The organism is Sphingomonas sp. PP-CE-3G-477 (assembly GCF_003050745.1).
Classification (GTDB): Bacteria; Pseudomonadota; Alphaproteobacteria; order Sphingomonadales; family Sphingomonadaceae; genus Sphingomonas.
In genome coordinates this window covers 1094001-1118806 of record NZ_QAOF01000001.1, presented here as the reverse complement: position 1 = coordinate 1118806, position 24806 = coordinate 1094001, and the positions used below count along the sequence as shown (strand labels likewise).

Below are 24806 nucleotides of genomic sequence, written 5' to 3'. Positions count from 1 at the left end.
AGCGCTTTACGCTGCCTTGTCGAGCAATCGGGTCTGGGCGCCGACCAGCCGCCGCATGAGCTTCAGGTCCGCCTCGCTAAGCCGGAGTGCCGCATCGGCCCAAAGGTCGACGACCGCCTCGAGCTCGCGCAGCGGTAGCGGATTCACCGATCGAGACGCCTCGTAGATGGCGCAGTGGCCACTATGCCGACGCCGGTTCTGTCGGATATAGCCCTCGACCTCGGCACGCCCCTGGCCGGGATTGGCGAGCGCATGGACGATTCCCAGGTCGTACAGTTCTTCTGCGGTGTAGGTCCTGCCGCTGAGGATCATCTGCTCGGCACGCGCGGCCCCCAGGCGTCGGGACAGGAAGCAGTGCGCTCCCATCCCCGGGAAGAGACCGAAATTGGTCTCGGGCAGCCCGAACTTCGTTCCGCGTTCGGCAATCACCACGTTGAACGACAGCAACGCCTCGAACCCACCCCCCAACGCGTCGCCTTCGACCAAGGCAATCGTGATGATCGGTTGTTCCAGGCTGAGCATGTTCCGGTGGAGTATCCGGACGCACGCACGCCCATAACGAACCAAAGCTGCGCGATCCCCGCTGCGGATATGCGTCGCAAAGAGATCGAGATCTCCCCCCAGCGAGAAGACGCCAGGAAAGCGAGACCCGAGCACGACGTACCGGATCGGCATGGTTCCGGACGATCGGACTGCGCAGATGTCGTTCTGCCACCCTGCGAACTCAACGAGCAAATCCGGGTTGAAGCTCGGTCGACTACGCTGCCGCATGTAGGTCCAGAGCGTATCGAGTTCGGAATCGAACCGCGTTTCCAAATCCACATAGGCAAACGGCTGCTGGCCTAGCGGCACGCGGAGGGGTTCGGTCACGGTTCCATGTCGCGACCCGTTTTCGTCCGCTGGAACAACAGGAGCAAACTCGATTGTCATAAACGACGTCCTTCTTCACACACGGTGGTTCGTGCGCGAGAAGCTTAGAGCGACATCCGTTGGGATGTAGGCGGTATGATACCGCGATTATCGTTCGGCATTATCGCCTAAGGTGGACGGTCCAGCGGGCAGTTTCGGCAGCGGGCCCACATCGGAACGGATCGGCTTCCCACCTCCGTTGACCGTGGCTCGGCTAAATCACCGCAGCGCGCCGTGGACACGGAATCCGGGAATTTCCCCGATAGTCTTCGAAGACCGGATGCGGCTAGGCAGGCGGCGATGCCTGCGCTTCGTCTCCCCACCCCGCTCGCGATACGCGCCGCAGTTCATGCAGCGGTACCGAGACCGGCCGATCTGCCGTGGCTGGTCGGTTATGCCGTAGCCTTCGTGATCGCGCACCATGTTGCAGCGGGCTGGGGCGGTCAGGGCTATTACTCGCTGCTCTATCCCGCGGCGGGTGTCCGTATCGCGCTGTTATGGAGCCGTGGACCGCGGTTGACGCTGTCCATCGTCGCCACGGAGTTGGCGGTGCAAACTGCCGCGGGGATCATCGTGCCGGGGCATCCGGACTGGCTCGCCGCCGCCGTGGGGGTCGCACGTCCCGGGCTAGTCTACGGCCTCGTCGTCTGGCTGGTCCGCTTTGTCGCCGCGCGCTCGCACTCCAGCCTCGGCGTTGCACCGATGCCGCTCGGTCTCGCGGCCGTCTCCGCGCCCATGGCGGTGGCGCTCGTCGCACTCCCCTGGTCGTTGCTCAGTCCCGAGCTTACCGGGGTCGTGGGCCTCCGCCAGACCATCGCATCACTGACCGGATTTGCGGTTGGCGACCTGCTCGGCGTGTTGCTGATCGCCCCGCCGCTGCTTTGGGCGACCCAGGCGGTACAGGACGGGCGGCTGTCGCTGCATCGGCCGGCGCTGCGCCAGCTTGCCGTGCTCGGCGAGGCCGGCGTCGTTCTCGGCGTGGCGATCGCGGCAAGCATGCTGCTCGCGCATATCGGCCTCGGCGTCCCCGCTACCCCTGCCTTGCTGGCGGTAGCGTGGATCGGGCTGCGCTTCGGGCGCACCATGGGCTGGTTGGCCATCCTGATCGTCGCCGCGATGGTGCTACCTTATACCGCCAGCGACATGCCACTCGCAGACCGGCTGGAATTTCACATGAGCCTCGCGTCGATCGTGGTCGTCGGGTATCTCGCCGGCAGCTTCGCCGATGCGCAGGTTCGCGCGCAGATAGCCTTGTCGCGCCGCGATCGCATGCTGTTCCAGGCCGAGCGCTTGAAAACGTTGCGCGCGATGTCGGTCGCGGTGATCCACGAGATCAGTCAACCGCTCTCGACACTGGCAATCGAGGCCAAGCACCTTCACGAAATCACTGTCTCCACCGATCCGGACATCGCGCAAACCGCCGCCATCATCGATCGCAAGGCCGCTGCGCTATCGACGCTCGTGCGTCGCCTGCGCCGTTTCGGGGGCAGGTCGGTCGACGAGCCGAGCGCTCTACCCGTTTCCGCGCTGATCGAGACCGTTTCCGCACTGACCCATGCCGAGGCGAAAGCCGCACGGGTCGTGCTGGAGATCGCGCCCGTCGATCCCGACTTCATCATCATGGGGCAAGAGATCGAGCTGGCGCAGGCGATCGTCAATCTCGTCCGCAATGCCGTTCAGGCGTGCGACGGTCGTGTGACGTTGTCGGCCCGCCGCCACGACGACCAGCTTGAGGTGACGGTCGCGAACCGGTGCCCCGACCGTCGAGGACCGCAGCCCGGAATGGGCGTCGGTGCCCTGGTGGCGCGCGCGATCATCGAAGCGCATGGCGGTACGCTCGACCGGGTCACCGACGGCGACGGCACCGTACGCGCGACGCTTTCGCTGCAACTTGTAGGAGCCGTTGCATGACCCTGCGCGCCAATCAGAGCGCTGCTGGACCAGATGGTGCAGTCGTCTACGTCGTCGATGACGACCGCGATCTAGGCGCGGCGGTTGCGCGGCTGCTCGTGCGCCACGGTCATGCTGCAAAGCCTTTTCTGGACCCTGCGCCGTTGCTGTCCGTCTACACCGACGCGCCAGCGCACTGCATCGTCACCGACATCATGATGGGCGATCTCGATGGTTTCGGGTTTGCCGACCGTCTGCGCGCAATCGATCCCGCCGTCGCGATCGTCTTCATGACGGCTTGGCCGACGACCACCCATGCGGTGGATTCGGTACGTCGCCACGGCGGCCTAGATTATCTGGAGAAGCCGCTCGACGAACTCCGCTTGCTCGCCGCGGTCGACGAGGGGGTCGCCTGGTCGCGGCGCCAGCGCGACATCCGCGCCCGTACCGCGGCGCTGTCCGGGCGCGAGCGGCAGGTGTTCGATCTGCTCGTTCAGGGACACAGCAACAAGGCGGTCGCCGACCTCCTCACTCTCAGCCCCAAGACGATCGAGGATCACCGTGCCGCGATCGTCGCCAAGACCGGCACCAACGGACTTGCCCAATTGATCGCGCTCGCGCGGTGACCATCCCCCTTGCCGGAGCTTCTATGCCGATCAGGACCGCAGAAGACGAAACGCTGATCGAAGACGCCATCCTGGATTTGTTGGCGACGCGGCGCGAAATCTATCCGTCGCACATGGTCGGCGAGTTGCGGCGGCTCGATCCTGGCCTGCCGCTCGAACTTACCCACGACGTACTGGAACGCTTGTTCGCCGAACGTCGGGTCGCGCGGCTGTGGCATCGGTATATACTGCCCCGCGACGTCGATGCGGTCCGGGCAAAATGGTTGGCAATGATTGAGCGGCAGGCGAAGCGGATCGACGCGGATCCGTTCGATGCGGCGATGTCTCGGGACGCACGCGATCTCGTCACGCGGTGGGACGGCTGGCGAGTGAAGGGCTGCGACGCTGTCGCGCTCCCGGCGACCGATCGATAAAACACCGCCCCGTCGACGCGCTGACACTGCATACTCCCCCCATTCCGCCGCAACGGACGGTCGCGTTATGCGGTCGTCGCAAAACCAATCATATCTCCTGTCCAACGGACCCGTTAGCGGTCAGCGCCGATCGGTTGTCGGGAGGCCTGCCGGTCTGTGCTACTCGGGGCTGAGATAGGAGGAGCACGCCTTGCCCTTGGTAAAATCGTGGCCCTTGGTCCCGCTGCTCGAAGTTCGTCGCCCAAGTGCGCCAAGTCCGGGTAGATCCATCAAGGGCAGCTCGACCGAGTTTGTCACGCTCGCCCGATGCGCCTGCCATCCCGGCCGGCGTATCCCGAAAAGCTCGTCGGATGCCTACCGACGATGAACGAGATATCGCAACGACGGTCTGATACGGCTGCCTTTCCCGGCAAACGTGCAATCCCGAGCCGGACACTCGTGCTGTTCAGTGCCGGCGACTTCGCGTTCAATCTGTATTGGCAGGCGATCAGCCTTTACCTGCTGTTCTTCTACATGGACACGCTGGCGTTGCCGCCTGCCACCGCCGGGCTGATCTTCATGATCGGCGCGATATGGGACGGCGCCGCGGATTTCCTCGCAGGCGCGGCGGCGGAGCGGATGCGGCTTTCATATCGTCAACTCGTCGGATGGGGCGCGTTGCCGTTGGGCCTGGCGTTCGCTGCGATGTTCGCGGTACCGGCGGGGGCTGCGAAATGGGCATTGGCTACACAATTGCTGTTCCGGACGCTCTACGCGTTCACCAATATTCCGTACGCGGCGTGGACGACGCGCGTGGCGCGGACCAGTCGGGAGCGGTCGCTGGTGGCCGGCTGGCGGATGGGGTTCGGCTCGGCCGCCGCTGCACTCGTCGCGCTGGCCCTGCCCTGGCTGGCAGAGCGGATGGGCAGCTATGGCGCAGCGAGCGCGCTGCTTGCCGCATTCGGCGTGCCGATGCTCGCGATCATGGCGTGGCGCGTTCCCGAGCCAATTCCCGCTGCCCTTCCCGTCGATCGCCCCACCATCAGCGCCGGACTGGCGACGCTCGCACGCAACCGGGCGTTCGTAGCGCTCAACATCGCCGCCGCTTTGGGTGGCGCGGCGACCGCGCTGACCTCTCAGTCGGTGCTGTACTTCTTCCGCTACGTCCTGCTCGACACCTCGGGCGGACCGCGCGCGCTAGCCGGCATGGCGCTCGCCAGCCTCATCGCCGTGCCGGTCTGGACTGCGCTGGCCCGTGCTTGTGGCGCGCGCGTCGCGTGGATCGGTGCGGGCGCATTGGCTCTGGTGTTGCCGGCCGTGTTCGCGCTGATCGCGGCCCCCGACAGCATGGGAACCGCCGCATTCCTGCTGGCGATGCAGGGGGTGTTCATAGGATTTGCGCTCGCCGCATGGACGCTGCTGCCCGACGCGGTCGACTGGGACGAAGCGCGTACCGGCAAGCGGGTCGAGGCATTGGCGTTCGGCACGTTTGCGCTCGTGCAGAAAATCGCGCTGGCGGGCGCGGGGTTTGCGATCGGCGCGGTGTATCAGGCGAACGGCTTCGTAGCCGGCGCAGTGCAAGGCGCGGCTAGCCTGCACGCGATCCGCTGGCTGATGCTCGCCGGGCCCGCGGTGCTGATCGCGGCGATGCTGGTGGCGGTGATCGCCATCCCACTTCGCCGCGATACGCTGTCGGGGTTCAGGCCAGCGTAAACTGCCCTGAGACGCCTTCGGCTTGTGCCGACGGTGCGATCCAGACCTGGAACCGGCCGGGCTCGACGGTCGGCTTGAGATCACGGCCGACGAACAGCAGGTCGCTGCGACGGAGCGTGAACGCCACGACCTGCCGCTCGCCGGGTTTCAGCGCGATCTTCCGGAAGGCCTTCAGTTCGCGCACCGGCCGGGTGATGCTGGCGGCCACATCGCGGATGTAGAGCTGGACCGTTTCTTCCGCCGCCCGCGTGCCGGTGTTCGCGATCGTCGCGCGCACGGTCAGCACGCCGTCGCTCGCCATGATCCCGGTGCCGAGTTCGAGACCCGAATACCCGATCGCGCCATAGGTCAGGCCGTGACCGAACGCGAACAGCGCGTCGTTGGCGAATTCGCGGTAATGTGCCTTGTATTCGACGAGCGGGCCCGGCGGATTGGGACGGCCGGTGCTCTTGTGGTCGTAGTGATAGGGCTCCTGCCCGGTCGCATGCGGGAACGAGACCGGCAGGCGCGCGGACGGTCCGGTCTTGCCGAACACTATGTCCGCGATCGCCGGGCCGTCCTGCGAGCCGAGGAACCAGGTGACGAGAATCGCCGGCGCGTCGAGCACCGCCCCCCTGAGCGCCAGCGCGCGGCCGGTCCGGAGCAGGACGACGATCGGCTTGCCAGTGGCCGTGATCGCGTCGACCAGCGCCATCTGTGCGAGGGGGATGACGATGTCGGCGCGCGATTGTGCCTCACCCGACATCCGCTGGCTCTCGCCGATCGCGAGCAGGACGATATCGGCGGCTTGCGCGGCAGCGACCGCCGCGGGGATGCCCCCGGCCAGCGAACCATCGATGCCCGATCCGAGCGCGACACTGACCAGCGACGGATCCGCGACGGTCGCGCGGACTCCGGTTGCGAGGTCGACCGCCTCCGCATCGGTACCATAGACGTTCCACGGTCCGATCAAGTCGTGCTGTCCGGCTGCGAACGGACCGATCAGCGCGATCCGCTTGCCCGCGCGCGGCAGCGGCAACAGGCCGCCGTCGTTCTTGAGCATGACGATCGACTTCGCGCCGGCTTCACGCGCGAGCGCGAGGCTCTCACGCGTGCGGATGCGGGTCTTCTCGCGGCGTGGATCGATCCGGCGAAAAGGGTCGTCGAACAGTCCCAGCTGTACTTTCAGGGCGAGGACACGACGAACGGCTTCGTCGAGCCGCGCCATCGGCACGTCACCCGACGCCACGAGATCGGGGAGGTGCTTGAGGTAGAAGCCGCTCTGCATGCTCATGTCGACGCCAGCCATGAAGGCGAGCTTGGTAGCCTCGCGCGCGTCAGCGGCGAAGCCGTGCGCGATCAGTTCCTCGTCGCCGGTATAATCGGAGACGACCAGCCCGTCGAAACCCCATTCGCGGCGGAGCACATCGGTCAGCAGCCAGGGATTGGCGGTGGCGGGGACGCCGTTGATCTCGTTGAACGAGGCCATGACCGTCGGCGATCCCGCAGCGAAGGCGGACTGGAACGGCGGAAAATACGTTTCGCGCAGCGTGCGCTCGGAAATGTCGACCGAGTTGTAGTCGAGGCCAGCCTCGGCCGCGCCATAGGCGGCAAAATGCTTGGCGCACGACGCGACCGCATCGGGTGCCGCGAGCCCGCGCTCGCCCTGGAACCCGCGGACGCGTGCCGCTGCCATCATCGTGCCGAGCAGCACGTCCTCGCCGGCGCCCTCCACGCCGCGCCCCCAGCGCGCGTCGTGGGCGATGTCGACCATCGGTGCGAAGGTCCAGTCGATGCCGGACGCCGCTGCCTCGGCGCCCGCGGCGCGCGCGGTGCGCCGCGCCAACTCCGTATCGAAACTGGCGGCTTCGGCGAGCGGTACCGGGAACACGGTGCGCAGGCCGTGGATGACGTCGGCGGCGAACAGCAGCGGGATCTTCAGCCGCGACTCGCGCATGGCCACGGTCTGCATCCGCTGAGCCATGACCGCGCCATTGCCGTTGAACACGCCGCCGAGCCGCCCGGCTCTGACGTCGGCGAGTTGACTATCGAAGCTGGCGGTTCCGCCGGCCGGATTGAGTGACGTCGCCGCACCCCCGGCCCAGGCAGCGGCCATCAGCGTCAACTGGCCGGCCTTGTCGACGACCGTCATCCGACCGATCAGCGCCTCGACCGATGCGGGCAGCGCCGCGGCACCACCCCTCACCTGCTGAAGCAGCGCGCGTGCGGGACTGGCGGCCCACGCCGTCACCGCCGCTGCGCCCATCATCATCGCCCGCCGTGAAATTGCCTTTGAAATCACTTGTGAATTCGTTGCCGCCGTCATCCGCTCATCCCCGTCCATGCCAGTAGCGATCGCTCCAGCCCACACCGGAAAGACGATCGTCGCAAGGTTCTTGATCCCTGCTTCTGGATCATGTAACCGGTTACATCAAGAACAAGATGCCGGTCGCAACACGCAGATCGGTGCCAGAGGGGATACCGACGCTTCATGCCGCACGCCACTGTCCGTGATATCGCCCGCGAAGCCGCGGTGTCGGTGGCGACGGTGTCGCGCGCGCTCAACGGGCACAGCAATGTGCGCCCCGAAGTGCGTGAACACATCGAAAGCGTCGCCTTGCGGCTCGGCTATGTCCCCCACGCCGCGGCGCGCCATCTAAGTTCGGCACGCTCGGGCATGATCGGCGTCGTCGTCCCCGACCTGCACGGCGAGTTCTTCTCCGAGCTGTTGCGCGGCATGGACCGCGAGGCGTCCGAGCGCGGCCTGTACTGCATGATGATGGTGATGCACGGCGATGCGCAGCGCGGCGTCGCGGCGCTCCACGCGATGCGCGGCCGGGTCGACGGGCTGGTGGTGATGGCACCGCAGGTGTCGGCGGACGAACTGCTCGCGCATCTGCCGCGCGGCATGCCCGCCGTGCTGGTCAACTGCGCGCCGGGACACTCGGGTCGCACCGAACTGCGCATCGACAATGTCGCGGGCGCGTCGGCGCTAGTCGAGCATCTGATCGCGACTGGCCGGCGACGGTTGGTCCATATCTCCGGGCCCGCGGGCAACATCGATGCCGACGAGCGCCTGCGCGGTGCGCAGGAGGCGTGCGCGCGCGCCGGGCTTTCGCTCCGCGTGCTGGCCGGCGACTTCAAGGAGCCGTCGGGCGCCGACGCCGCCGCGCGCCTGATCGAGGAGGGCGCCGACATCGACGCGATCTTCGCTGCCAACGACATGATGGCGATCGGCGCGATGATGACGCTCAAGCGGGCCGGCATCGTCGTTCCCGACCAGATCGCGATCGCCGGATTCGACGACATCCCGCTGACCCGGCTCATCTCGCCGTCGCTGACCTCGGCGAGCATCGACATCGCCAGCTTCGGCGCCAGCGCGGTCGCGCGGCTGGTGAAGGCGATCGCGGGCGACGACGACGGCGGTGTCGAGCAGCGCGTACCGATCGTGATCGTCCGCGAATCCACCGGTCCGGCAAGCCACAGCCAGCACCGCCTTAATCCTTCCAACCTCCACAACAACAAACCCGAACAATCGGGAAAAGGGGAACTCCAATGACCAAGATGATGTTGCGCGCGGCGGTCGTCTCGCTGACGGCGCTGTCGAGCGGGCTGCTGTTTGCGCCGACGCCGGCAGTGGCGCAGGTCGGCCAGGCCTCGCTGCGCGGCACGATCACCGCACCCGCCGACAATCCGGTCGTCGAGGTCACCGCGGTCGAGATTTCCACGGGCTTGCGGCGCACCGTGCCGGCAGACGCGAACGGCGCGTACAATTTCGCGTCGCTGCGCGCGGGCACCTATCGCCTCGAGATCAAGCAGCGCAACGGCACGCGCAATTCGGACGCCCTCACGCTGCGCGTCGGCCAGGTGGCCGGCCTCGATCTCGATCTCGCAGCCGCCGGAACACCTGCCCCCACGGGTACCGCCGGTGAAGCCACGCCCGGCGATACGCCCGCTACGGGGGCCGCGGCGGCTGGCGACGAGATCGTCGTCACCGGCAACCGCATCCGATCGCTGTCGGGTGGCCAGGTCGGCAGCGTCATCTCGTCGCGGCTGATTGAGCAGCTGCCGCAGAACAATCGCAACTTCCTCGCCTTTGCCGATCTGGCGCCGGGCGTCCGCTTCCTGGAGGACTCGAGCGGCACGTCGCGCATCCAGGGTGGCGCGCAGGACAGCCGCACGGTCAACGTCTTCATCGATGGCGTCAGCCAGAAGGATTATGTCCTCAAGAACGGCATCACTGGCCAGGACACCAGCTCGGGCAACCCCTTTCCGCAGCTCGCGATCGGCGAGTATCAGGTGCTGTCGTCCAACTACAAGGCCGAGTTCGACCAGGTGAGTTCGGTCGCGATCACCGCGGGCACCAAGTCGGGCACCAACGAGTTTCACGGCGAGGCGTTTTTCGACTTCACCAACCAGGATCTGCGCGACCGCCGCCCGAGCGAGATCTTCCCGACCAACATCCCCAAGGCGGACACCAGCAACAAACAGTTCGGCGCCGCGCTGGGTGGCCCGATCATCAAGGACAAAATGCACTTCTTCGGCACCTACGAAGGCAAGCGCATCTCCAGCCCTTATGACGTCCGCCCGAACAACGATTTCCCGATTTCGTCGGTCCCCGAGCAGTATCGCGATAATTTCGGCACCTTCGCGCAGACGTTCAAGGAAGACCTGTATTTCGGCAAGATCGACATCGTGCCGACCGACAACGACCTGATCGAGCTGTCCGGCAAGTACCGCAACGAATCGGGCCTCCAGAACACCACCGGGATCGACGCGGCGAGTACATCCACGCTCAACAAGGTCGATGAAAAGCGCGGGCTGCTGCGCTGGCAGCATACCGGCAACCAGTGGATCAACGATGTGCGCCTGTCCTATGAGGATGCGGTCTTCTCCCCGACGCCCGCCAGCGACGGCATCACGCAATTCTTCCAGGCGACCCAGCGGTTCGGAACGGCCGTCTCACGGACTGACCTCTTGCGGTTCGGCGCGGGCAGCAACTTCCAGTCGAAGGGCCAGAAAGGCTGGACGTTCCAGGACGATTTCACCTTCACCGGCTTCCAGGGCCACACGATCAAGGTGGGCGGCAAGGCCAAATGGGTGAAGCTCAACTCGCTCGAGCAGAACCTGACCAACCCGCTATACACCTATGACGTCAACGCGATCCCCGGCGTCGCCTTCAATGACACGTTGCCCTACCGGCTCCAGTTCGGTGCGACGACGGATGCGTCGGGTAACGCGACGGTCCGGTCCAAGAACTTCCAGATCGGCTTTTACGCGCAGGACGATTGGGACGTCACCAGTCACCTCACGCTGAACCTCGGCCTGCGCTGGGATTACGAGCGGACCCCCGCCTATCTCGATTACGTCACGCCAGCGGTCAATGTGGCTGCGGTGTCGCCTGAAAACTATCCGAACCTCATCGGCGCCGATTATAACATCAACGACTTCATCACCGACGGCAGCAAGCGGAAGGCGTTCAAGGGCGCGTGGCAGCCGCGTCTCGGCTTCACCTATCGCTTTGACGACGCGGGCCGCTTCTCGATGTTCGGCGGCTATGGCCGGTCGTACGACCGCAACCAGTTCGACTTCCTGCAACAGGAGGTCAGCCAGGGCCGGTTCCAGGTCCGCAGCTTCAACTTCATCGGCAACGACTCGGTCAATCCCTGTACGCCGAGCCAGACCTGCATAGCCTGGAATCCGATCTACCTGACCGATGCCGGGCGCCAGCAACTGCTCGGCGCCGCGACCGGCGGCGGCAGCGAGTTCCGCTTCATGAAGAACGACCTGAAGGTGCCCTATTCGGACCAGTTCAGCCTTGGCGTGCGCGGTCGCTTCTCGCCGGTCGAGCTGGAGTTCGGCGTCACGCATATCGAAAGCAATGACGGGTTCGTCTTCCTGCTCGGCAATCGCCGTCCGGACGGCTCGTTCTTCTTCAACGATCCGACCTCGGCGACCGATATCCCGCAATCGCCCTTCACCTTCACGCCCAGCGGCTACGGCTCGATAATCCTCGGCAGCAACGGCCTGAAGACCAATTCGGACGCCGCCTATTTCAAGCTGACCAAGGTGTATTCGGCATCTTCGCCGTGGAGCATCGACGCCACCTACACCTATACCCGGGCGGAAGAGAACCGGCAGTTCGGCGAGACCTATTCGCTCGATTATGCGCAGATCTCGGACTATCCGACGCTGCGCTCGTCCGGCGTGCCGCGTCACCGGTTCGTGATCGCGGGCAGCGTAGACACCCCGATCGGCGTGACCTTCTCGAGCAAGTTCCAGATCGAATCGCCGAGCTTTGTGAAGGGCTTCATCGACAATGCGGATCCGTTCGGGCGTGTCCTGGTCGGACGGCAGACGGCTGGCCTCGGCGATGCCTGGGGTCGCCGTCAGCTCGATTTCGCCTTCACCAAATACGTGCCAATCGGCTTCGTAAACGATCAGGCGCGGATCCGTATGCGGCTCGATATCCTGAACGTCATGAACGATCGCAACTATGTCGACTTCAACGCCAATGCGAGCGATCCGGCCTTTGGTCAGCGGTCGTCCTACAGCATCGGCGGCAACGCACCGCGTACCATCAAGCTGTCGGCCGGCTTCTCCTTCTAGACTATTCCGGCGGGACGCCGCGTTGCTGCGTCCCGCCTCTACCCTTGCTTATCAGTAAACGAAGGACGTCATGATCGATCGCAGGCAGATGCTGGGCCACACGACGTTGGGCTTGGCGGGACTGATGGCTGGCTGCGCGATGCCGTCCGCCAACCGGCTCGGGACCGGTGCCCCCCCTACCGGTACGGCCACCGGAACGGCGATGCCGACCGCGCTGCTCGCCGATCTTCACCAGCGCAGTTTCCGCTTTTTCTGGGAAACCAGCGATCCCGCCACCGGGCTAGCGCCGGATCGCTGGCCGACACCGTCGTTCGCGTCGATCGCCGCGGTCGGTTTCGCGCTGACCGCCTATCCGATCGGCGTCGCCAACGGCTGGATCACGCGCGACGAGGCGCGCTCGCGGACGCTTACCACGCTGGAATTCTTCGCCGCCGCGCCGCAGGGCGACAGCAAGAGCGACGACAGCGGCTACAAGGGTCTGTTCTACCACTTCCTCGGCACCACCAAGGGCCACCGGTTCGCGCGCGCGGAGCTGTCGACGATCGACACGGCGCTGTTGATCGGCGGCGTGCTGTTCGCGCAGAGCTGGTTCGATTCGGATCATTCCGGCGAGGTGCGAATCCGTGCGCTCGCGGATCAGCTCTATGCCGCGATCGACTGGAGCTGGATCGTACCGCGCCCGCCGTTCATGTCGATGGGCTGGCACCCCGAGAGCGGGTTCATCGCACACGACTGGAACATCTATAACGAGGCGCTGCTGCTGTACGTGCTGGCGCTGGGATCGCCGACGCACGCCTTGCCCGCCGAGACCTGGGACGCATGGACCGATCGCTTCGACGCGCAGTGGACCGACAAATGGGGTGGCGAGCCGCACATCCATTTCGCGCCGCTGTTCGTGCATCAATACAGCCATTGCTGGATCGACTTCCGCGGCATTCGCGATCGCTACATGGCGAAGAAGGGCATCGACTATTTCGAGAACAGCCGCCGTGCGGTGCGCGCGCAACGGGCCTATGCGATCGCCAATCCGGGCGGGTGGAGCGGCTATGGCCCCGACGTCTGGGGGCTGACGGCCTGCGACGGGCCGGGCGACTTCACGATCGACCTCGGCGGGCGCAAGCGCGAATTCTTCAGCTATTCCGCGCGCGGGCCCGACGATCGCGACGACGGCACGCTGGCACCGACCGCAGCCGCGGCATCGATCGCGTTCGAGCCGGAACTGGCACGCCGTGCGATCGAGACGATGCACGGGCGCTACGGCACGCAGATCTACGGCAAATACGGATTTCTCGACTCGTTCAATCCGACGCTGACGGCAGCGGCGACGCCGTTGAAACATGGCAGCATCGATCCGAAGATGGGCTGGGTCGACAACGACTATCTCGGGATCGACCAAGGCGCGATCGTCGTGATGATGGAGAATTGGCGGACCGGTCTGGTCTGGACGACGATGCGCGGCAACCCGCACATCCGCCGCGGCCTGCAACGCGCTGGCTTCGCAGGCGGTTGGCTGGCTTGATCGTCGGCAGCGCGAAGGATGATCGCCGCGCAGTTCTCTCCATGGCCAGCCCATAGCGACCAGCGATGCCGGCAATCAATGCGTGCGTCATCTTATAAGTAGCTGCAACGTCAGGGACTTTCAGGTCGACGAGTGACGCTGCGATTTCATCGCGCACCGCCATCCGTTCCCGCAGACCGATTACCAATCCTAAACAGTTTGATTGGATATGTCGGCGGTTAGCTAACCCCGTGGTGGTCCGTCGATGTTCAAAAATCTCTTTCAGGAGCGTCGGCGCTCCCATGCCGTGAAGCGGCTCGGTGTTCTGGATACGTTACCTGAACCGGCATTCGATCGGTTCGTCCATCAAGCGGCATTATCGTTCGACGCGCCGATCGCCGTGCTGTCGGTGATCCACAGCGACGACCAATGGTTCAAGGCTGCCGTGGGGATGGCGGTAACCTGCATACCTCGGGAGAATGGTTTCTGCGGGCACACGCTGGACCATCCAGGCGTGCTGGAATGTTGCGATGCCGAAGTCGATCCCCGCTTTGCCGATTTTTCGATCGTTACCGGAGACCCCTTCGTTCGCTACTATATCGGCGCTCCGCTCACGCTTCTGAACGGTGTCGATGTCGGTGCGCTGTGCGTGCTCGACACCGTGACACGCCCCCCCTCCTCGCCCGACCAGCGCGCCTACCTTTTGGGCCTGGCGCGTCAGGCATCGATGGCACTGGAAGCGCGTGGCGACCTGTGGCGCGAAGGTAGCGCAGCATGATGAAGATCGCGCTTTGCATCACGCAGGACCATGATCTGCGGCTCGTCGTGGTTGCCCTCGCCGTATGCCTGATCGGCTCGGCTGCGACGGTGCAATTGTTCGGCCGGATCCGGTCGGCGATGGGATATAGCCGGCTCGGCTGGGTCCTGCTGACCGCGGTCAGCACCGGGACCATGGTCTGGTCGACGCATTTCGTCGCGATGATGGCATTCCGCACGCAGGCCCCCGTGGTACTCGATCCGATCCTGACCTTTGCCTCGCTGCTTCTGGCGATCGTCGTCGCCGTTCCAGGACTTGCACTTGCGGCGATGCGGCAACGTTGGACGGGTATCGCCGGTGGCGCGATCATCGGCGTGGCGGTGTCGGCGATGCACTATCTCGGCATGTCGGCGTACCGGATCGACGGGATCGTCACGTGGGACTGGCGATACGTTCTCGCTTCGATCGTTCTCTCGGCGGTGCTGTCCGCGGCTGCGTTTCACATCGTGAAGCGCGCTGGCCGATGGCGGCGGGCACGCGCTGGCGGGATGCTGGGGTTGAGCGTCGCGGTGCTGCATTTCACCGGTATGGCGGCGATGAACATCGCTGTTCTGCAACTCGGCGACGGCCTGTCCGACGGAACGCTGTCCGCTCTGGGGATCACGACCGCGATCGCCGCGCTGCTCGTGGTCGGATGTGCCGCGCTCAGCGCGTTGATCGACGGACATAGCCAGGACGAATCCTATCGGCGCCTCAGGCGGATGGCATTGCATGACGGCCTGACCGACCTGCCCAACCGCATGAGCTTCAACGAAGAGCTTGGTCGACGACTGGGATTGAAGTCCGGACGCCCATGCATGGCGGTCGTCATGATGGACCTGTCGCGCTTCAAGGCGGTCAACGATACCTATGGGCATCAAGCCGGCGACCAACTGCTGATCGCGTTGTCGACGCGGTTCGTTGCAGCCCAGCGGCGCGGCGAAAGCATCGCTCGCCTTGGCGGTGACGAGTTCGCTGCCCTGATCTCCTACGACACCCCGGCCGACCTGGCGGATTTCCTCGATCGTCTGCGCGCGACGTTCACGGCCCCTTTCGAGTTCGAGCGGTTCACCGCGTCGGTCGGGGCAAACATCGGTGTGGCCTTGGCGGTCCATGACGGGCTCGACGCCGATACGCTTCTCGCCAAGGCGGATCTCGCGATGTACCGCGCCAAATCGCTGCACTCCGACGAGCCATGTTACTACCAGGCCGAGATGGATGACGCAGTCCGCGATCGACGCGAACTTGCCAGCGACCTCCGTAACGCGGTCGCCGCCGGCGCGTTCGAACTCCACTATCAAGTTCAGGCCTCGGTCGCGACCGGCGAGATCACCGGGTACGAAGCGCTGATCCGCTGGCACCATCCGACGCGCGGTTCGATCTCGCCAGCAACGTTCATTCCGGTAGCGGAGGAGAGCGGGCAGATCGTGCCGCTGAGTATCTGGGTCCTGCGCCAGGCCTGTTTCGAAGCCGCCCTCTGGACCAATCGCCACATGGTCGCGGTGAACCTGTCACCGCTGCATCTGTCAGACCCTCAACTGGTCGAGACGGTGCGGTCCGCGCTCGAAGACAGTGGCCTGCCGGTCGAACGGCTCTCGCTGGAATTGACGGAAAGCGCCATCATCCACGACCGCGACTTCGCCCTGAACCAGCTTCGTCAGTTAAAGGCCATGGGCATCGCCCTGGCACTGGACGACTTCGGCGTCGGATACTCTTCGCTCGACGTTCTGCGCTCGTTTCCGTTCGACAGGATCAAGCTCGACGCGTCCTTTGTCGCGGAAATCGAGCATAGCGAGCAGGCAGTCGCCATCCTGCGGTCCGTCACCGCGCTCGGCTCCAGCCTGGATATGCCGGTCCTCGCGGAAGGGATCGAGCAACCGGCGCAATTGTCCATCGTCACGCGTGAAGGATGTGGCGCGATCCAGGGTTATCTGATTGGCAAGCCCTCACGCACCCTGGCGAACCCGGACCACGTCCGCCGAGCCATGCTGTTGGCACCCCGGGACTTGGGTACGGACCAAGCCTTCGGTTGAGCGCGAACACCGCACCGGGCGGTTTTACAGCCTGCCGCGACCAGGCACGAAAGGAGAGATCAAATCGGGTAGGTTCGATCTCAACGGTTCGCCGTCGCCGCTCTACACCGTCCATAAGCTGCTTGCCGGTTTGCTCGACGTCCACGGCACCGGAGGCAACGCAAAAGCGCTTACCTTTGGAACGCGAAAGACCCTGCGGCACGCCGGAGCATTACCAGTATAGTACCACGCTTGCAGGACCGATCCGGCCATGATAATGGATCGCAATAACGGTTTGAAGGATATGCTCGTGCTAGTCCGCGATTCGGGTCGGAAACCCAGGCCGTTACAGCGACACGCGCTCCGTGTTCGGTCCATACTATCCGTCGCCAGCCTCGGCGTAGTGCGCGCCCTGCCCCGAAGTCCGACTGAATCGTATGAGCGGGTAGCATGACGGCGCTTGCCCCCGGCGCTGCACAGGACGTGCCTGGCATCGCGACCTTGCGCGCAATGATGTCCGGTAACGCGTCGCCCAGGATCAATCGGACGCTCGGCTTTGCACTGATCGCAGTCGAAGACGGCATGGTCGTGTTCGAAGGCCATCCTGACCAGCGGGTCCACACGCGGATCGGCACGGTACATGGTTGCTTCGCAGCCACGATGCTCGATAGCGCATGTGGCTATGCGGTCCATTCGCAACTCGACGCTAGCCAGGGCTACACGACGCTCGAACTGAAAATAGCGCACCACCGACCGCCGACGTACGAAAGTGGCCCCGTTCAGGCGGAAGGCCGCGTCATCTCGATCGGGCGCACCACCGCGTTTGCCGCCGGCCGCCTGTTCGACCGTCACGGACGCCTTTGCGCCACAGCGACATCGACCATCTTGATTTTTCCCCTCGAATGACAGGCGATGATGCCTGCCAAGGACGCAATGCCATGAAGACTTTTCTCAATCTTGCAGCGCTCGTCATGGTCGTCGTGCCAGCGCCGCTCTTCGCACAGGAGGCACGCTGGCCCCTCGAAGAGTCGGTAAAGTCCCCGACCAAGGCGCTCAGCATCCCGACCAAGCTCGACCCGATGATGCAGTCGCTTACCGATATCCTGAACGCGGGCGGCAAGGTCGTCAGTTCCTATGTCGGGACGACCGGCCCGATCGTTACCGTTCAATCGAAGAAGGCCTACAGCATCTGCCTTCTGAGAGGCGCCAATCCAGCGACCGACGCGAACGTTCCGACATCCGAATGCTACGCGCTCAATTGACCAAAGGGGCGCGGAGATTTGTCATCGGCAAATGTTCGCGCCCTCGCCGATCGGCGAAGGTTATCGGAGATCTAAATCCGAGCCATCCCGGCGGATTTCGACGACCTTCTCGGTGACGGGAGCCTCCGACGTACAAGCAAATCCATCTCGCCTCGTAGCAAAGATCGAACAGGCAGACGGTTAGAATAGAGCGGCAAAGTGAACTGATTTTCTATATTATCCATTCCGACACGGCCCTAAATTGCTAGCGAGCGAATCAGGTAGTTCTCACCGACCATTTCTATCGGAGTTCGAACCCTTCTGTTTTGCCAAATAGTTCGCTTTGGGTAGCGTTTAGGAGAGATGTTTCATGGATATGATCAAAGACAACAAAGCTCGCTTGTCGGGACTGGAACAACTTCACGCACTCATCGCTGCGAACATACCACCGCCGATCAACAAGACCATGAACTTCACGTTGACTGAGTTCGAAGAAGGCCGTGCCGTGTTCGAGGGCAATCCGGACCAGAGCGTCTACAACCCGATCGGCGCCGTGCACGGTGGCTATGCAGCGACATTGCTCGACACGGCTTGCGGCTGCGCGGTCCATTCGACGCTGACCGCCGACCAGGGCTACACGACGCTGGAGCTCAAGGTCGCCTATCATCGCCCGCTGACCGATGCGAGCGGTCCCGTTCGAGCCGAGGGCAACATCGTGTCGATCGGCCGCCGTACCGGGTTTGCCGAGGCCAGGCTGACCGATCGTAATGGCAAGGTGTGTGCAACGGCGACGTCGACCTTGCTGATTTTCCCCCTCGACTCTGCTGGCTGATCGTCTCCGGCGCTTGGTGAAAAGTCAAACTGTGCGCTGTCACGGTTACTGAACCGAACAGCCTTCGAGAGCCGTTGGATCTACAGTATCGCGACCGGTAGTGAAGCGTCCTTTCCATCATTCCGTGGAATCTGGAAGGGGCGCTCACAGATCGTGTGGACACCATGTCCCGTTAATCTTCAGCGACGAACTGCCCTGCAAGGCCGCCGTAGATTTCGCGGGCGGCAGGTAAAGCCGGTCTGAAATTCAGGCATATTTTCAGCATTTCGACAGGAATTATGACCATGATGACGATGAAACGCCTGATGGTTTCAGGTATGGTGATTTGCGCATCTGCGTCCGGGGCGAACGCGACCGCCAAGCTCGATAGCTTGCAAGCCGTCGAACGCATGCTGGAAAGCGGACAAACCGTATCGGTCGTCATGGACCTTGGGCTGTGTAGTCCAGCATCGACGGAAACCAAGCCGACACGGACACGCGGAGGTCTGCGTATCGATGCGTACCGCGAGACCGAGGACGGAACGCTGGCCTTCGCCGACGACCACTTCACGATCGGACGCGACGGCAAGCCCATCCGGCAATTCCTGCGTTACCAGGTCCACGCCGATGGTTCGGCAGACTTCTCGATGACGATCTTCAGCATGCCGGACATCCAGCAGATCGGACCGACGCTCCAATACAAATGTGCGCTAAACCACGGAATGCGTTTCGCCGCATCTTCCGGTTGATTGACCAGAAGGTCGTTCCGGCTCGTAATGACGCGTCCCGCCGTCATGTAACTGATCGAGGACGACAGGTCGGTGATAGTCGGGGATGCCGAACGCCGATCGGTTTGGACACGTCAAAGTTCAATCACGCCAGCCTGTCGATCACCATCGCTTTATCCAGCGTGGGTGCAGCGTTCCTGATCGGCATGACCGCCTGCGCCAGACGATCCATGCTCTTCATCTCTTGAAGCGTCTCGGTTGATCCGTCGCTATAGGCGATGACGGTGATCCGCACGGGCCCCGCGTCGGTCGTCCGTTGATCGACGATGGTCTTCTTCCCGTTTACAGCAGATCTCTGCGCCATATCCTTGTCGGTCGATGCTTCGGTTCTGGCAGGTTGGATTTGGCCGATCACGCCACCAACCGTCGTCGCGTCGGAGCCCGGCTCCTGGGTTATCTGGCCGTCGGTCTCCAGAAGCGTGCGGGCGGCAGGCCGCTGGAGCGGATTGGAGGCGACCCGCGCGAGCAGGTTCGTCGGAGATATCGTCGACAGCATGCCCTAGTAACGGCCGGAGCCCGACCGGCTTAACAGCTCAGGCGATCGCCGTTCGATATCCGGAACCTCACGCGTCATCGCCCGTGCCAGGTTGATACAAGTTCGGCGTGATCACCGCATCTTAGCGGTACGAATGGCCCCATGCCTTTGCTACAGCCCGCGCCGAGCTTCACGACGGCTGGCTTGCCCGTCGGTGAGGCCCGTAGCGGAAACGGGGACGAATGATGGCGAACGCAACACCGGTGATCCTCGATGGCAATCTGAACGACTGGACCGTCGCAGACCGGATCGAGCGCGGCCTCGGCGCAGGTTACGCGATCTACGCGCGCAGCGACGGCGCCGATTTCGCCTTCGCGATCACCGCCCCCACCGCGATCGGCGCGAACACCACCGCGTGGCTCAACACGGATCGTAACGCCAAGACCGGATACCAGGTGTTCGGCTTTGCCGGTGGCGCCGAGTATAATGTGAACTTCGCCGCGGACGGCACGGTATCGCTCTACAGTGGGGCTGCCGGGCAGACGCTCGTGGCCAGCGGCTTGCAGGCGGCGTGGTCCGCCGATCGCACCACCGTCGAGTTCAAGGTGCCCAAGGCGGCGATCGGCAACCCGCAGGCGATCGACACGATCTACGACGTCAACGACACCGCGTTCCTGCCGGGCAATTATTCGAACCCCGCCTTCACCGTCTTCAACGATACCGGCATCGTCGCCGACGCGTCGCACCGGATCGCGATCGTCTGGTCCGATTCGACCGCCAACGCCTATTTCAGCAAGACCGCCTATTCGCAGCTGTTCATGTCCGCGCAGTCCCAGGCGATGCAGGCCGGCGTGCCGTTCGACATCCTGACCGAAGGCGACCTGACCAGCCTGGCGACACTCGCCAAGTACGACACGATCGTCTTCCCGTCGTTCCGCAACGTCGAGGCAAGCAAGGCGGACCTGATCGCGCAGACGCTGGAGCAGGCGACCAAGCAGTTCGGCATCGGCCTGGTCGCGGCAGGCGAGTTCATGACCAACGGCGCGGACAACACCGCGCTCGCGGGCGATTCCTATTCGCGGATGAAGCTGTTGTTCGACGCCACGCGCGTGACCGGTGGATTCCCCGCCGACGTGACGGTGAAGGCGAGCGATGCGTCGCACCTCGTGCTCGACGGCTACAGCGACGGACAGGTCATCCGCCAATATACCGGCGTCGGCTGGAACGCGTTCACCAGCGTCAGCGGCACGGGCACGACGATCGCGACCGAGACGGTCAACGGCCAGACCTATTCGGCGGCGATCGCGACGCAGACCGGGGGCCGCAACGTGCTGTTCTCGAGCGAAGCGGTGATGGCCGACGACAATTTGCTGCAGAAGGCGATCGATTACTCGGTACACGGTGACGGCCTGTCGGTCGGGTTGCAGATGACCCGTCAGTCGGGGTTGTTAGCGTCGCGCGTCGATATGGACCAGAGCAAGCAGATCGACGAGGTCAATCCGGCCGGCACCGCGCCCGGCATCTACGACAAGCTGTTGCCAATCTTGACCGAGTGGAAGACGAACTACAATTTCGTCGGCAGCTATTACGTCAACATCGGCAACGATCCGGCGAACGGCCAGGCGACCGACTGGGCGGTGTCGCTGCCGATCTACAAGGCGCTGCTCGATGCGGGCAACGAGATCGGCACGCACAGCTATACGCATCCGATGGACACGAACCTGCTGACCGATGCGCAGATCGCGTTCGAGTTCGGCCAGTCGCGGACCGAGCTGGAAAAGCAGCTGAGCGCCTATCTGGGCAAGACCGTGACCGTCGGCGGGGCCGCGGTGCCGGGCGCGCCCGAGCAGATCGCGACGAGCCAGGAAATCCTGAAATACGTGACGTATCTCAGCGGCGGCTATTCGGGCGTCGGTGCGGGCTATCCCAACGCGATCGGCTACATGACGCCGCAGAACGCCGCGGACGACAAGGTGTATCTGGCGCCGAACACGTCGTTCGACTTCTCGCTGATCGAGTTCCAGAAGAAAACCGTCGCCGAGGCCAGCGCGATCTGGGCGAAGGAATTCGGCGCGCTGACCGCTGGTGCAGATGCACCCGTCGTGGTGTGGCCTTGGCATGACTACGGCCCGACCATGTGGGCCGCCGACGGCGCGACCAGCCTGTACACCAAGCAGATGTTCACGACCTTCGTCGCACAGGCAGCGGCGGCTGGCGTCGAGTTCGTGACGCTCGCCGATCTGGCAGGCCGGGTCAGCGCGTTCCAGAACACGACGATCACCTCGACCGTCGTCGGCAACACGATCACCGCGACGGTCGGCGCGACCACCGGCACTTTCTCACTCGACGTCGACGGCCAGAGCAACGGCCAGGTCATCAAGAATGTCACCAACTGGTACGCCTATGACGCGGACACGGTGTTCCTGCCGAAGGCCGGCGGCACCTTTGCGATCACGATGGGCGCGGTCGCGGACGACGTGACGCACATCACCGCGCTGCCGATGCGTGCGACGCTGACGACGCTGAGCGGCGACGGCCGCGACCTCGCGTTCACCGTCGAGGGCGAGGGCAAGGTGACCGTCGACCTCAAGGCGCCCGGGACTGACTGGACGACGCTGAGCGGGGGCACGATCGCGAGCCAGATCGGCGAGATCCTGACGATCGATCTCGGCGCGATCGGCGTGCACGACGTCAGGATCGGCCATCAGGCCAATGTCGATCCGGTGCTGACCTCGTTCGGCGGCGGTGCCACGGGGGCACTGTCGATCGCCGAGAACGGCACCGCGCTGACGACGATCACCGCGACCGACGCGAACATCGTCTGGGGCGATTCGATCAAATATTCGATTGGCGCAGGCGGTGACGGCGCCAACTTCTCGATCGACGCGACCACGGGCGTGCTGAAGTTCGTGACCGCGCCCGATTTCGAGGCGCCGACCGATGCCAACCGCGACAATATCTACGGCGTGACCGTGGTTGCGACCGACGCGCGTGGCGCGATCGACACGCAGACGCTGACGATCGGCGTCACCGACGTGGTCGGCATCACCAAGACGGGCACGATCTTCGCCGACACGATCAACGGCACCGGCGAACAAGACGTGCTCGATGGCAGCTGGGGCAACGACGTGCTCAACGGGCTGGGCGGCAACGATCGCCTGATCGGCGGCATGGGCCACGACACGCTCAACGGCGGTGCGGGCAACGATACGTTGATCGGTGGCGACGGTCGCGACATCCTCAACGGTGGCGAAGGCAACGACATCCTGATCGGTGGCGACGACATGGACACGATGACCGGCGGCGGAGGCGCGGACATCTTCCGCTTCGAGGTGAAGGGCGACAGCCTGACGTCATCGTCGCGCGACGTCATCACCGACTTCACCGTCGGGCAGGACAAGATCGACCTGTCAATGATCGACGCGAACACGTCGCTGTTCGCGCGCGGCGACCAGGCGTTCAGCTTTATCGGCACGTCCGCCCGGTTCACCGCGCCGGGCCAGTTGCGCTACAGCTACCAGATGATCGGCGGCAAGGAATTCACCGTCGTCGAGGGCAATACCGACAGCGGTTCGGCCGCCGACTTCTCGATCGCGCTGACCGGCCACCATGTGCTGACTGCGAACGATTTCTTCATGTAGTCCGCGGCATAGGCCGGCAGTGTTATGGCGGGCATAGGCTTCCAATTAGCGAAAACCGCGCGTGAGGGCGGCGTCGGCGGGATCGTCGGCGCCGCCGCATTCGGTGCGGTGATCAGCGCCGGACCGTGGCTCATCACCGCGGTCGCGATGGCGATGCTCAACCACTGGTCAGGCGCGCATCTCGGCGCCGATGGCGCGCGGACGGTGCAGACGATCCTGGTCTATGCGTTCAGCCTCTCTGCGCTCGCCGCGGCACCGGTCGGTATTCTCGCGACGCGGATGGTCGCGGATCGAATCTTCGCACGCGATGCTGGCGGCGTATCGGGAATCATGCTGGTTGCGCTTGCCATCGGTGGCGCGATCGCGCTGGCCATTGGCGCAGTGGTGTTCGGGACACTCGGCGGGCTTCCGTTTGGTGAGGCGGCACTCGCGACGCTGATCCTCGCGTGGCTGACGCAGGTCTGGATCGCGGCCCCCCTGCTTACGGCCCTGCGCCGTTACCGCGCGATCCCCCTCGCCTATCTGCTCGGCATCGGCTTTGCGACGTTGCTGCTGACGATGTTGCCGAGGCCTGACGTCGTTACCGTGCTCGCGGTCATCGCCGGCGGTATCGGGCTGACGCTGGCCGCGATCGTTACAGTAATCCGCCGGCATTTCTCCGCCCCGCCCGTCCTGCCGACGCGGGATGCGATGACGCCGCGGTTGGCGTGGATCGTCGCGGCGGCGGGCATCGCCGGGGTCGCCGCGATCTGGATCGACAAATGGCTGTTGTGGGCCGGCCCCGACAGCATCCGCGCGCTCGGCCTGTTGCGGCTCAATCCGATCAACGACCAGGGCAGCTTTCTCGGCCTGCTGACGATGGTGCCGGGCCTGACGCTGTTGCTGATCGTCACCGAGACTCGGTTCGATCGCGCGTTCGGAGACATGATCGTACGGTGTACCGGCACGTCGACGCTGCAACGGATCGAGGAGGCGCGCAGCGAACTCGCGCGGACGATGTTCGACGGGCTGCGGATCATGCTGCTGGTGCAGGCGCTCGTCGCCGCGCTCGCCTGGGTATTCGCGGTACCGCTGTTCGAATTGATCGGCGCGGACGCGCGGGCGATCTTCGCGTTCCGCCAGACCTCGCTCGGCACCGTCTTCCACCTCGTGGTGATCGCGACGACGGTCGTGCTCGCTTATTACGACCTGTTCGGGCGGATCCTGTTGACCTGGACCGCCTTCGCGATCGGCAGCGGCGTCGCGACGCTGCTGCAATGGGATGCGGGGTTTGCCGCATTCGGGTGGGGCTATATGGCCGGCGCCGTGGTCGGTGCGTCGGTCGGTATGGCGCTGGTCGCCGAGGCCACGGTCAACCTTACCTACCTGCTGTTCGTCGGCAACAATCCCTCGGTCGTGGGGCACGGAGGGCGTCTGTTGTGACGGG

Annotated in this window: 18 protein-coding genes; 15 read left to right on the top strand and 3 right to left on the bottom strand. The window is 64.5% G+C overall.

The window, feature by feature from the left end; genetic code table 11:
- Positions 1-6: 6 nt before the first annotated feature.
- Positions 7-870 (bottom strand): crotonase/enoyl-CoA hydratase family protein, encoded by an 864-nt coding sequence (locus C8J45_RS05145; protein WP_258191293.1) that lies wholly within the window; start codon positions 868-870, stop codon positions 7-9.
- A 339-nt stretch (positions 871-1209) separates the two neighbouring features.
- Between C8J45_RS05145 and C8J45_RS05140 the strand changes: the two genes are divergently transcribed.
- From C8J45_RS05140 to C8J45_RS05125, 4 genes are all read left to right on the top strand, one after another.
- On the top strand, positions 1210-2820 hold the full coding sequence (locus C8J45_RS05140) for an ATP-binding protein (protein ID WP_107962091.1): 1611 nt from the start codon (positions 1210-1212) through the stop codon (positions 2818-2820).
- Entirely contained in the window at positions 2817-3425 is a 609-nt protein-coding gene (locus C8J45_RS05135; RefSeq protein WP_107962090.1) for a response regulator transcription factor, read from the top strand. The genes C8J45_RS05140 and C8J45_RS05135 overlap by 4 nt, the downstream gene beginning before the upstream one ends.
- A 23-nt stretch (positions 3426-3448) precedes the next feature.
- Complete coding sequence (locus C8J45_RS05130) at positions 3449-3838, top strand: hypothetical protein (RefSeq protein ID WP_107962089.1); 390 nt, start codon at positions 3449-3451, stop codon at positions 3836-3838.
- 438 nt (positions 3839-4276) lie between these two features.
- Positions 4277-5530 carry an MFS transporter gene (locus C8J45_RS05125; RefSeq protein WP_258191292.1) on the top strand — a complete coding sequence of 418 codons (1254 nt, stop codon included), beginning with the start codon at positions 4277-4279 and terminating at the stop codon, positions 5528-5530.
- On the opposite strand, the gene C8J45_RS05120 is transcribed toward C8J45_RS05125, so the two are convergent.
- Complete coding sequence (locus C8J45_RS05120; protein ID WP_258191291.1) at positions 5517-7835, bottom strand: glycoside hydrolase family 3 N-terminal domain-containing protein; 2319 nt, start codon at positions 7833-7835, stop codon at positions 5517-5519. The genes C8J45_RS05125 and C8J45_RS05120 overlap by 14 nt on opposite strands.
- A 165-nt stretch (positions 7836-8000) precedes the next feature.
- On the opposite strand from C8J45_RS05120, the gene C8J45_RS05115 reads away from it, so the two are divergent.
- The 9 genes from C8J45_RS05115 (at position 8001) to C8J45_RS05070 (ending at position 19225) form a co-directional block, all read left to right on the top strand.
- Positions 8001-9068: a LacI family DNA-binding transcriptional regulator gene (locus C8J45_RS05115; RefSeq protein ID WP_107962087.1), complete on the top strand. Its 1068-nt coding sequence runs from the start codon at positions 8001-8003 to the stop codon at positions 9066-9068.
- Entirely contained in the window at positions 9065-12118 is a 3054-nt protein-coding gene (locus C8J45_RS05110; protein ID WP_258191290.1) for a TonB-dependent receptor domain-containing protein, read from the top strand. Before C8J45_RS05115 ends, C8J45_RS05110 begins: the two co-directional genes overlap by 4 nt.
- Before the next feature lie 70 nt (positions 12119-12188).
- Positions 12189-13637 (top strand): glucoamylase family protein, encoded by a 1449-nt coding sequence (locus C8J45_RS05105; RefSeq protein ID WP_107962086.1) that lies wholly within the window; start codon positions 12189-12191, stop codon positions 13635-13637.
- Between the two features lie 244 nt (positions 13638-13881).
- A complete protein-coding gene (locus C8J45_RS05100; RefSeq protein ID WP_107962085.1) occupies positions 13882-14394 on the top strand; it encodes a GAF domain-containing protein in 513 nt (170 codons plus the stop codon).
- Positions 14394-16445: a bifunctional diguanylate cyclase/phosphodiesterase gene (locus C8J45_RS05095; RefSeq protein ID WP_258191289.1), complete on the top strand. Its 2052-nt coding sequence runs from the start codon at positions 14394-14396 to the stop codon at positions 16443-16445. The genes C8J45_RS05100 and C8J45_RS05095 overlap by 1 nt, the downstream gene beginning before the upstream one ends.
- Before the next feature lie 429 nt (positions 16446-16874).
- Entirely contained in the window at positions 16875-17330 is a 456-nt protein-coding gene (locus tag C8J45_RS05085; RefSeq protein WP_107962082.1) for a PaaI family thioesterase, read from the top strand.
- A gap of 32 nt (positions 17331-17362) precedes the next feature.
- Positions 17363-17686 carry a hypothetical protein gene (locus C8J45_RS05080; RefSeq protein ID WP_107962284.1) on the top strand — a complete coding sequence of 108 codons (324 nt, stop codon included), beginning with the start codon at positions 17363-17365 and terminating at the stop codon, positions 17684-17686.
- 349 nt (positions 17687-18035) lie between these two features.
- Positions 18036-18497, top strand: a complete 462-nt coding sequence (locus tag C8J45_RS05075; RefSeq protein WP_107962081.1) for a PaaI family thioesterase — start codon at positions 18036-18038, stop codon at positions 18495-18497.
- A 284-nt stretch (positions 18498-18781) separates the two neighbouring features.
- Positions 18782-19225: a VirK family protein gene (locus C8J45_RS05070; protein ID WP_219907338.1), complete on the top strand. Its 444-nt coding sequence runs from the start codon at positions 18782-18784 to the stop codon at positions 19223-19225.
- 124 nt (positions 19226-19349) lie between these two features.
- Here C8J45_RS05070 and C8J45_RS05065 read toward each other — a convergent pair whose 3' ends face one another.
- Positions 19350-19760: a hypothetical protein gene (locus C8J45_RS05065; protein WP_107962080.1), complete on the bottom strand. Its 411-nt coding sequence runs from the start codon at positions 19758-19760 to the stop codon at positions 19350-19352.
- 224 nt (positions 19761-19984) lie between these two features.
- Between C8J45_RS05065 and C8J45_RS05060 the strand changes: the two genes are divergently transcribed.
- Entirely contained in the window at positions 19985-23380 is a 3396-nt protein-coding gene (locus tag C8J45_RS05060; RefSeq protein ID WP_107962282.1) for a M10 family metallopeptidase C-terminal domain-containing protein, read from the top strand.
- 24 nt (positions 23381-23404) lie between these two features.
- The gene (gene pelG / locus C8J45_RS05055; RefSeq protein ID WP_107962079.1) at positions 23405-24802 is read left to right on the top strand and encodes an exopolysaccharide Pel transporter PelG; all 1398 of its coding nucleotides are present in this window, start codon (positions 23405-23407) and stop codon (positions 24800-24802) included.
- Positions 24803-24806: the final 4 nt, after the last annotated feature.

Bases quoted from the DNA above. Each gene is read 5' to 3' on its own strand.
- C8J45_RS05140 (WP_107962091.1), top strand. From the start codon at position 1,210: ATGCCTGCGCTTCGTCTCCCCACCCCGCTCGCGATACGCGCCGCAGTT.
- C8J45_RS05135 (WP_107962090.1), top strand. From the start codon at position 2,817: ATGACCCTGCGCGCCAATCAGAGCGCTGCTGGACCAGATGGTGCAGTC.
- C8J45_RS05130 (WP_107962089.1), top strand. From the start codon at position 3,449: ATGCCGATCAGGACCGCAGAAGACGAAACGCTGATCGAAGACGCCATC.
- C8J45_RS05120 (WP_258191291.1), bottom strand. From the start codon at position 7,835: ATGACGGCGGCAACGAATTCACAAGTGATTTCAAAGGCAATTTCACGG.
- C8J45_RS05115 (WP_107962087.1), top strand. From the start codon at position 8,001: ATGCCGCACGCCACTGTCCGTGATATCGCCCGCGAAGCCGCGGTGTCG.
- C8J45_RS05110 (WP_258191290.1), top strand. From the start codon at position 9,065: ATGACCAAGATGATGTTGCGCGCGGCGGTCGTCTCGCTGACGGCGCTG.
- C8J45_RS05105 (WP_107962086.1), top strand. From the start codon at position 12,189: ATGATCGATCGCAGGCAGATGCTGGGCCACACGACGTTGGGCTTGGCG.
- C8J45_RS05100 (WP_107962085.1), top strand. From the start codon at position 13,882: ATGTTCAAAAATCTCTTTCAGGAGCGTCGGCGCTCCCATGCCGTGAAG.
- C8J45_RS05095 (WP_258191289.1), top strand. From the start codon at position 14,394: ATGAAGATCGCGCTTTGCATCACGCAGGACCATGATCTGCGGCTCGTC.
- C8J45_RS05085 (WP_107962082.1), top strand. From the start codon at position 16,875: ATGACGGCGCTTGCCCCCGGCGCTGCACAGGACGTGCCTGGCATCGCG.
- C8J45_RS05080 (WP_107962284.1), top strand. From the start codon at position 17,363: ATGAAGACTTTTCTCAATCTTGCAGCGCTCGTCATGGTCGTCGTGCCA.
- C8J45_RS05075 (WP_107962081.1), top strand. From the start codon at position 18,036: ATGGATATGATCAAAGACAACAAAGCTCGCTTGTCGGGACTGGAACAA.
- C8J45_RS05070 (WP_219907338.1), top strand. From the start codon at position 18,782: ATGATGACGATGAAACGCCTGATGGTTTCAGGTATGGTGATTTGCGCA.
- C8J45_RS05065 (WP_107962080.1), bottom strand. From the start codon at position 19,760: ATGCTGTCGACGATATCTCCGACGAACCTGCTCGCGCGGGTCGCCTCC.
- C8J45_RS05060 (WP_107962282.1), top strand. From the start codon at position 19,985: ATGGCGAACGCAACACCGGTGATCCTCGATGGCAATCTGAACGACTGG.
- pelG (WP_107962079.1), top strand. From the start codon at position 23,405: ATGGCGGGCATAGGCTTCCAATTAGCGAAAACCGCGCGTGAGGGCGGC.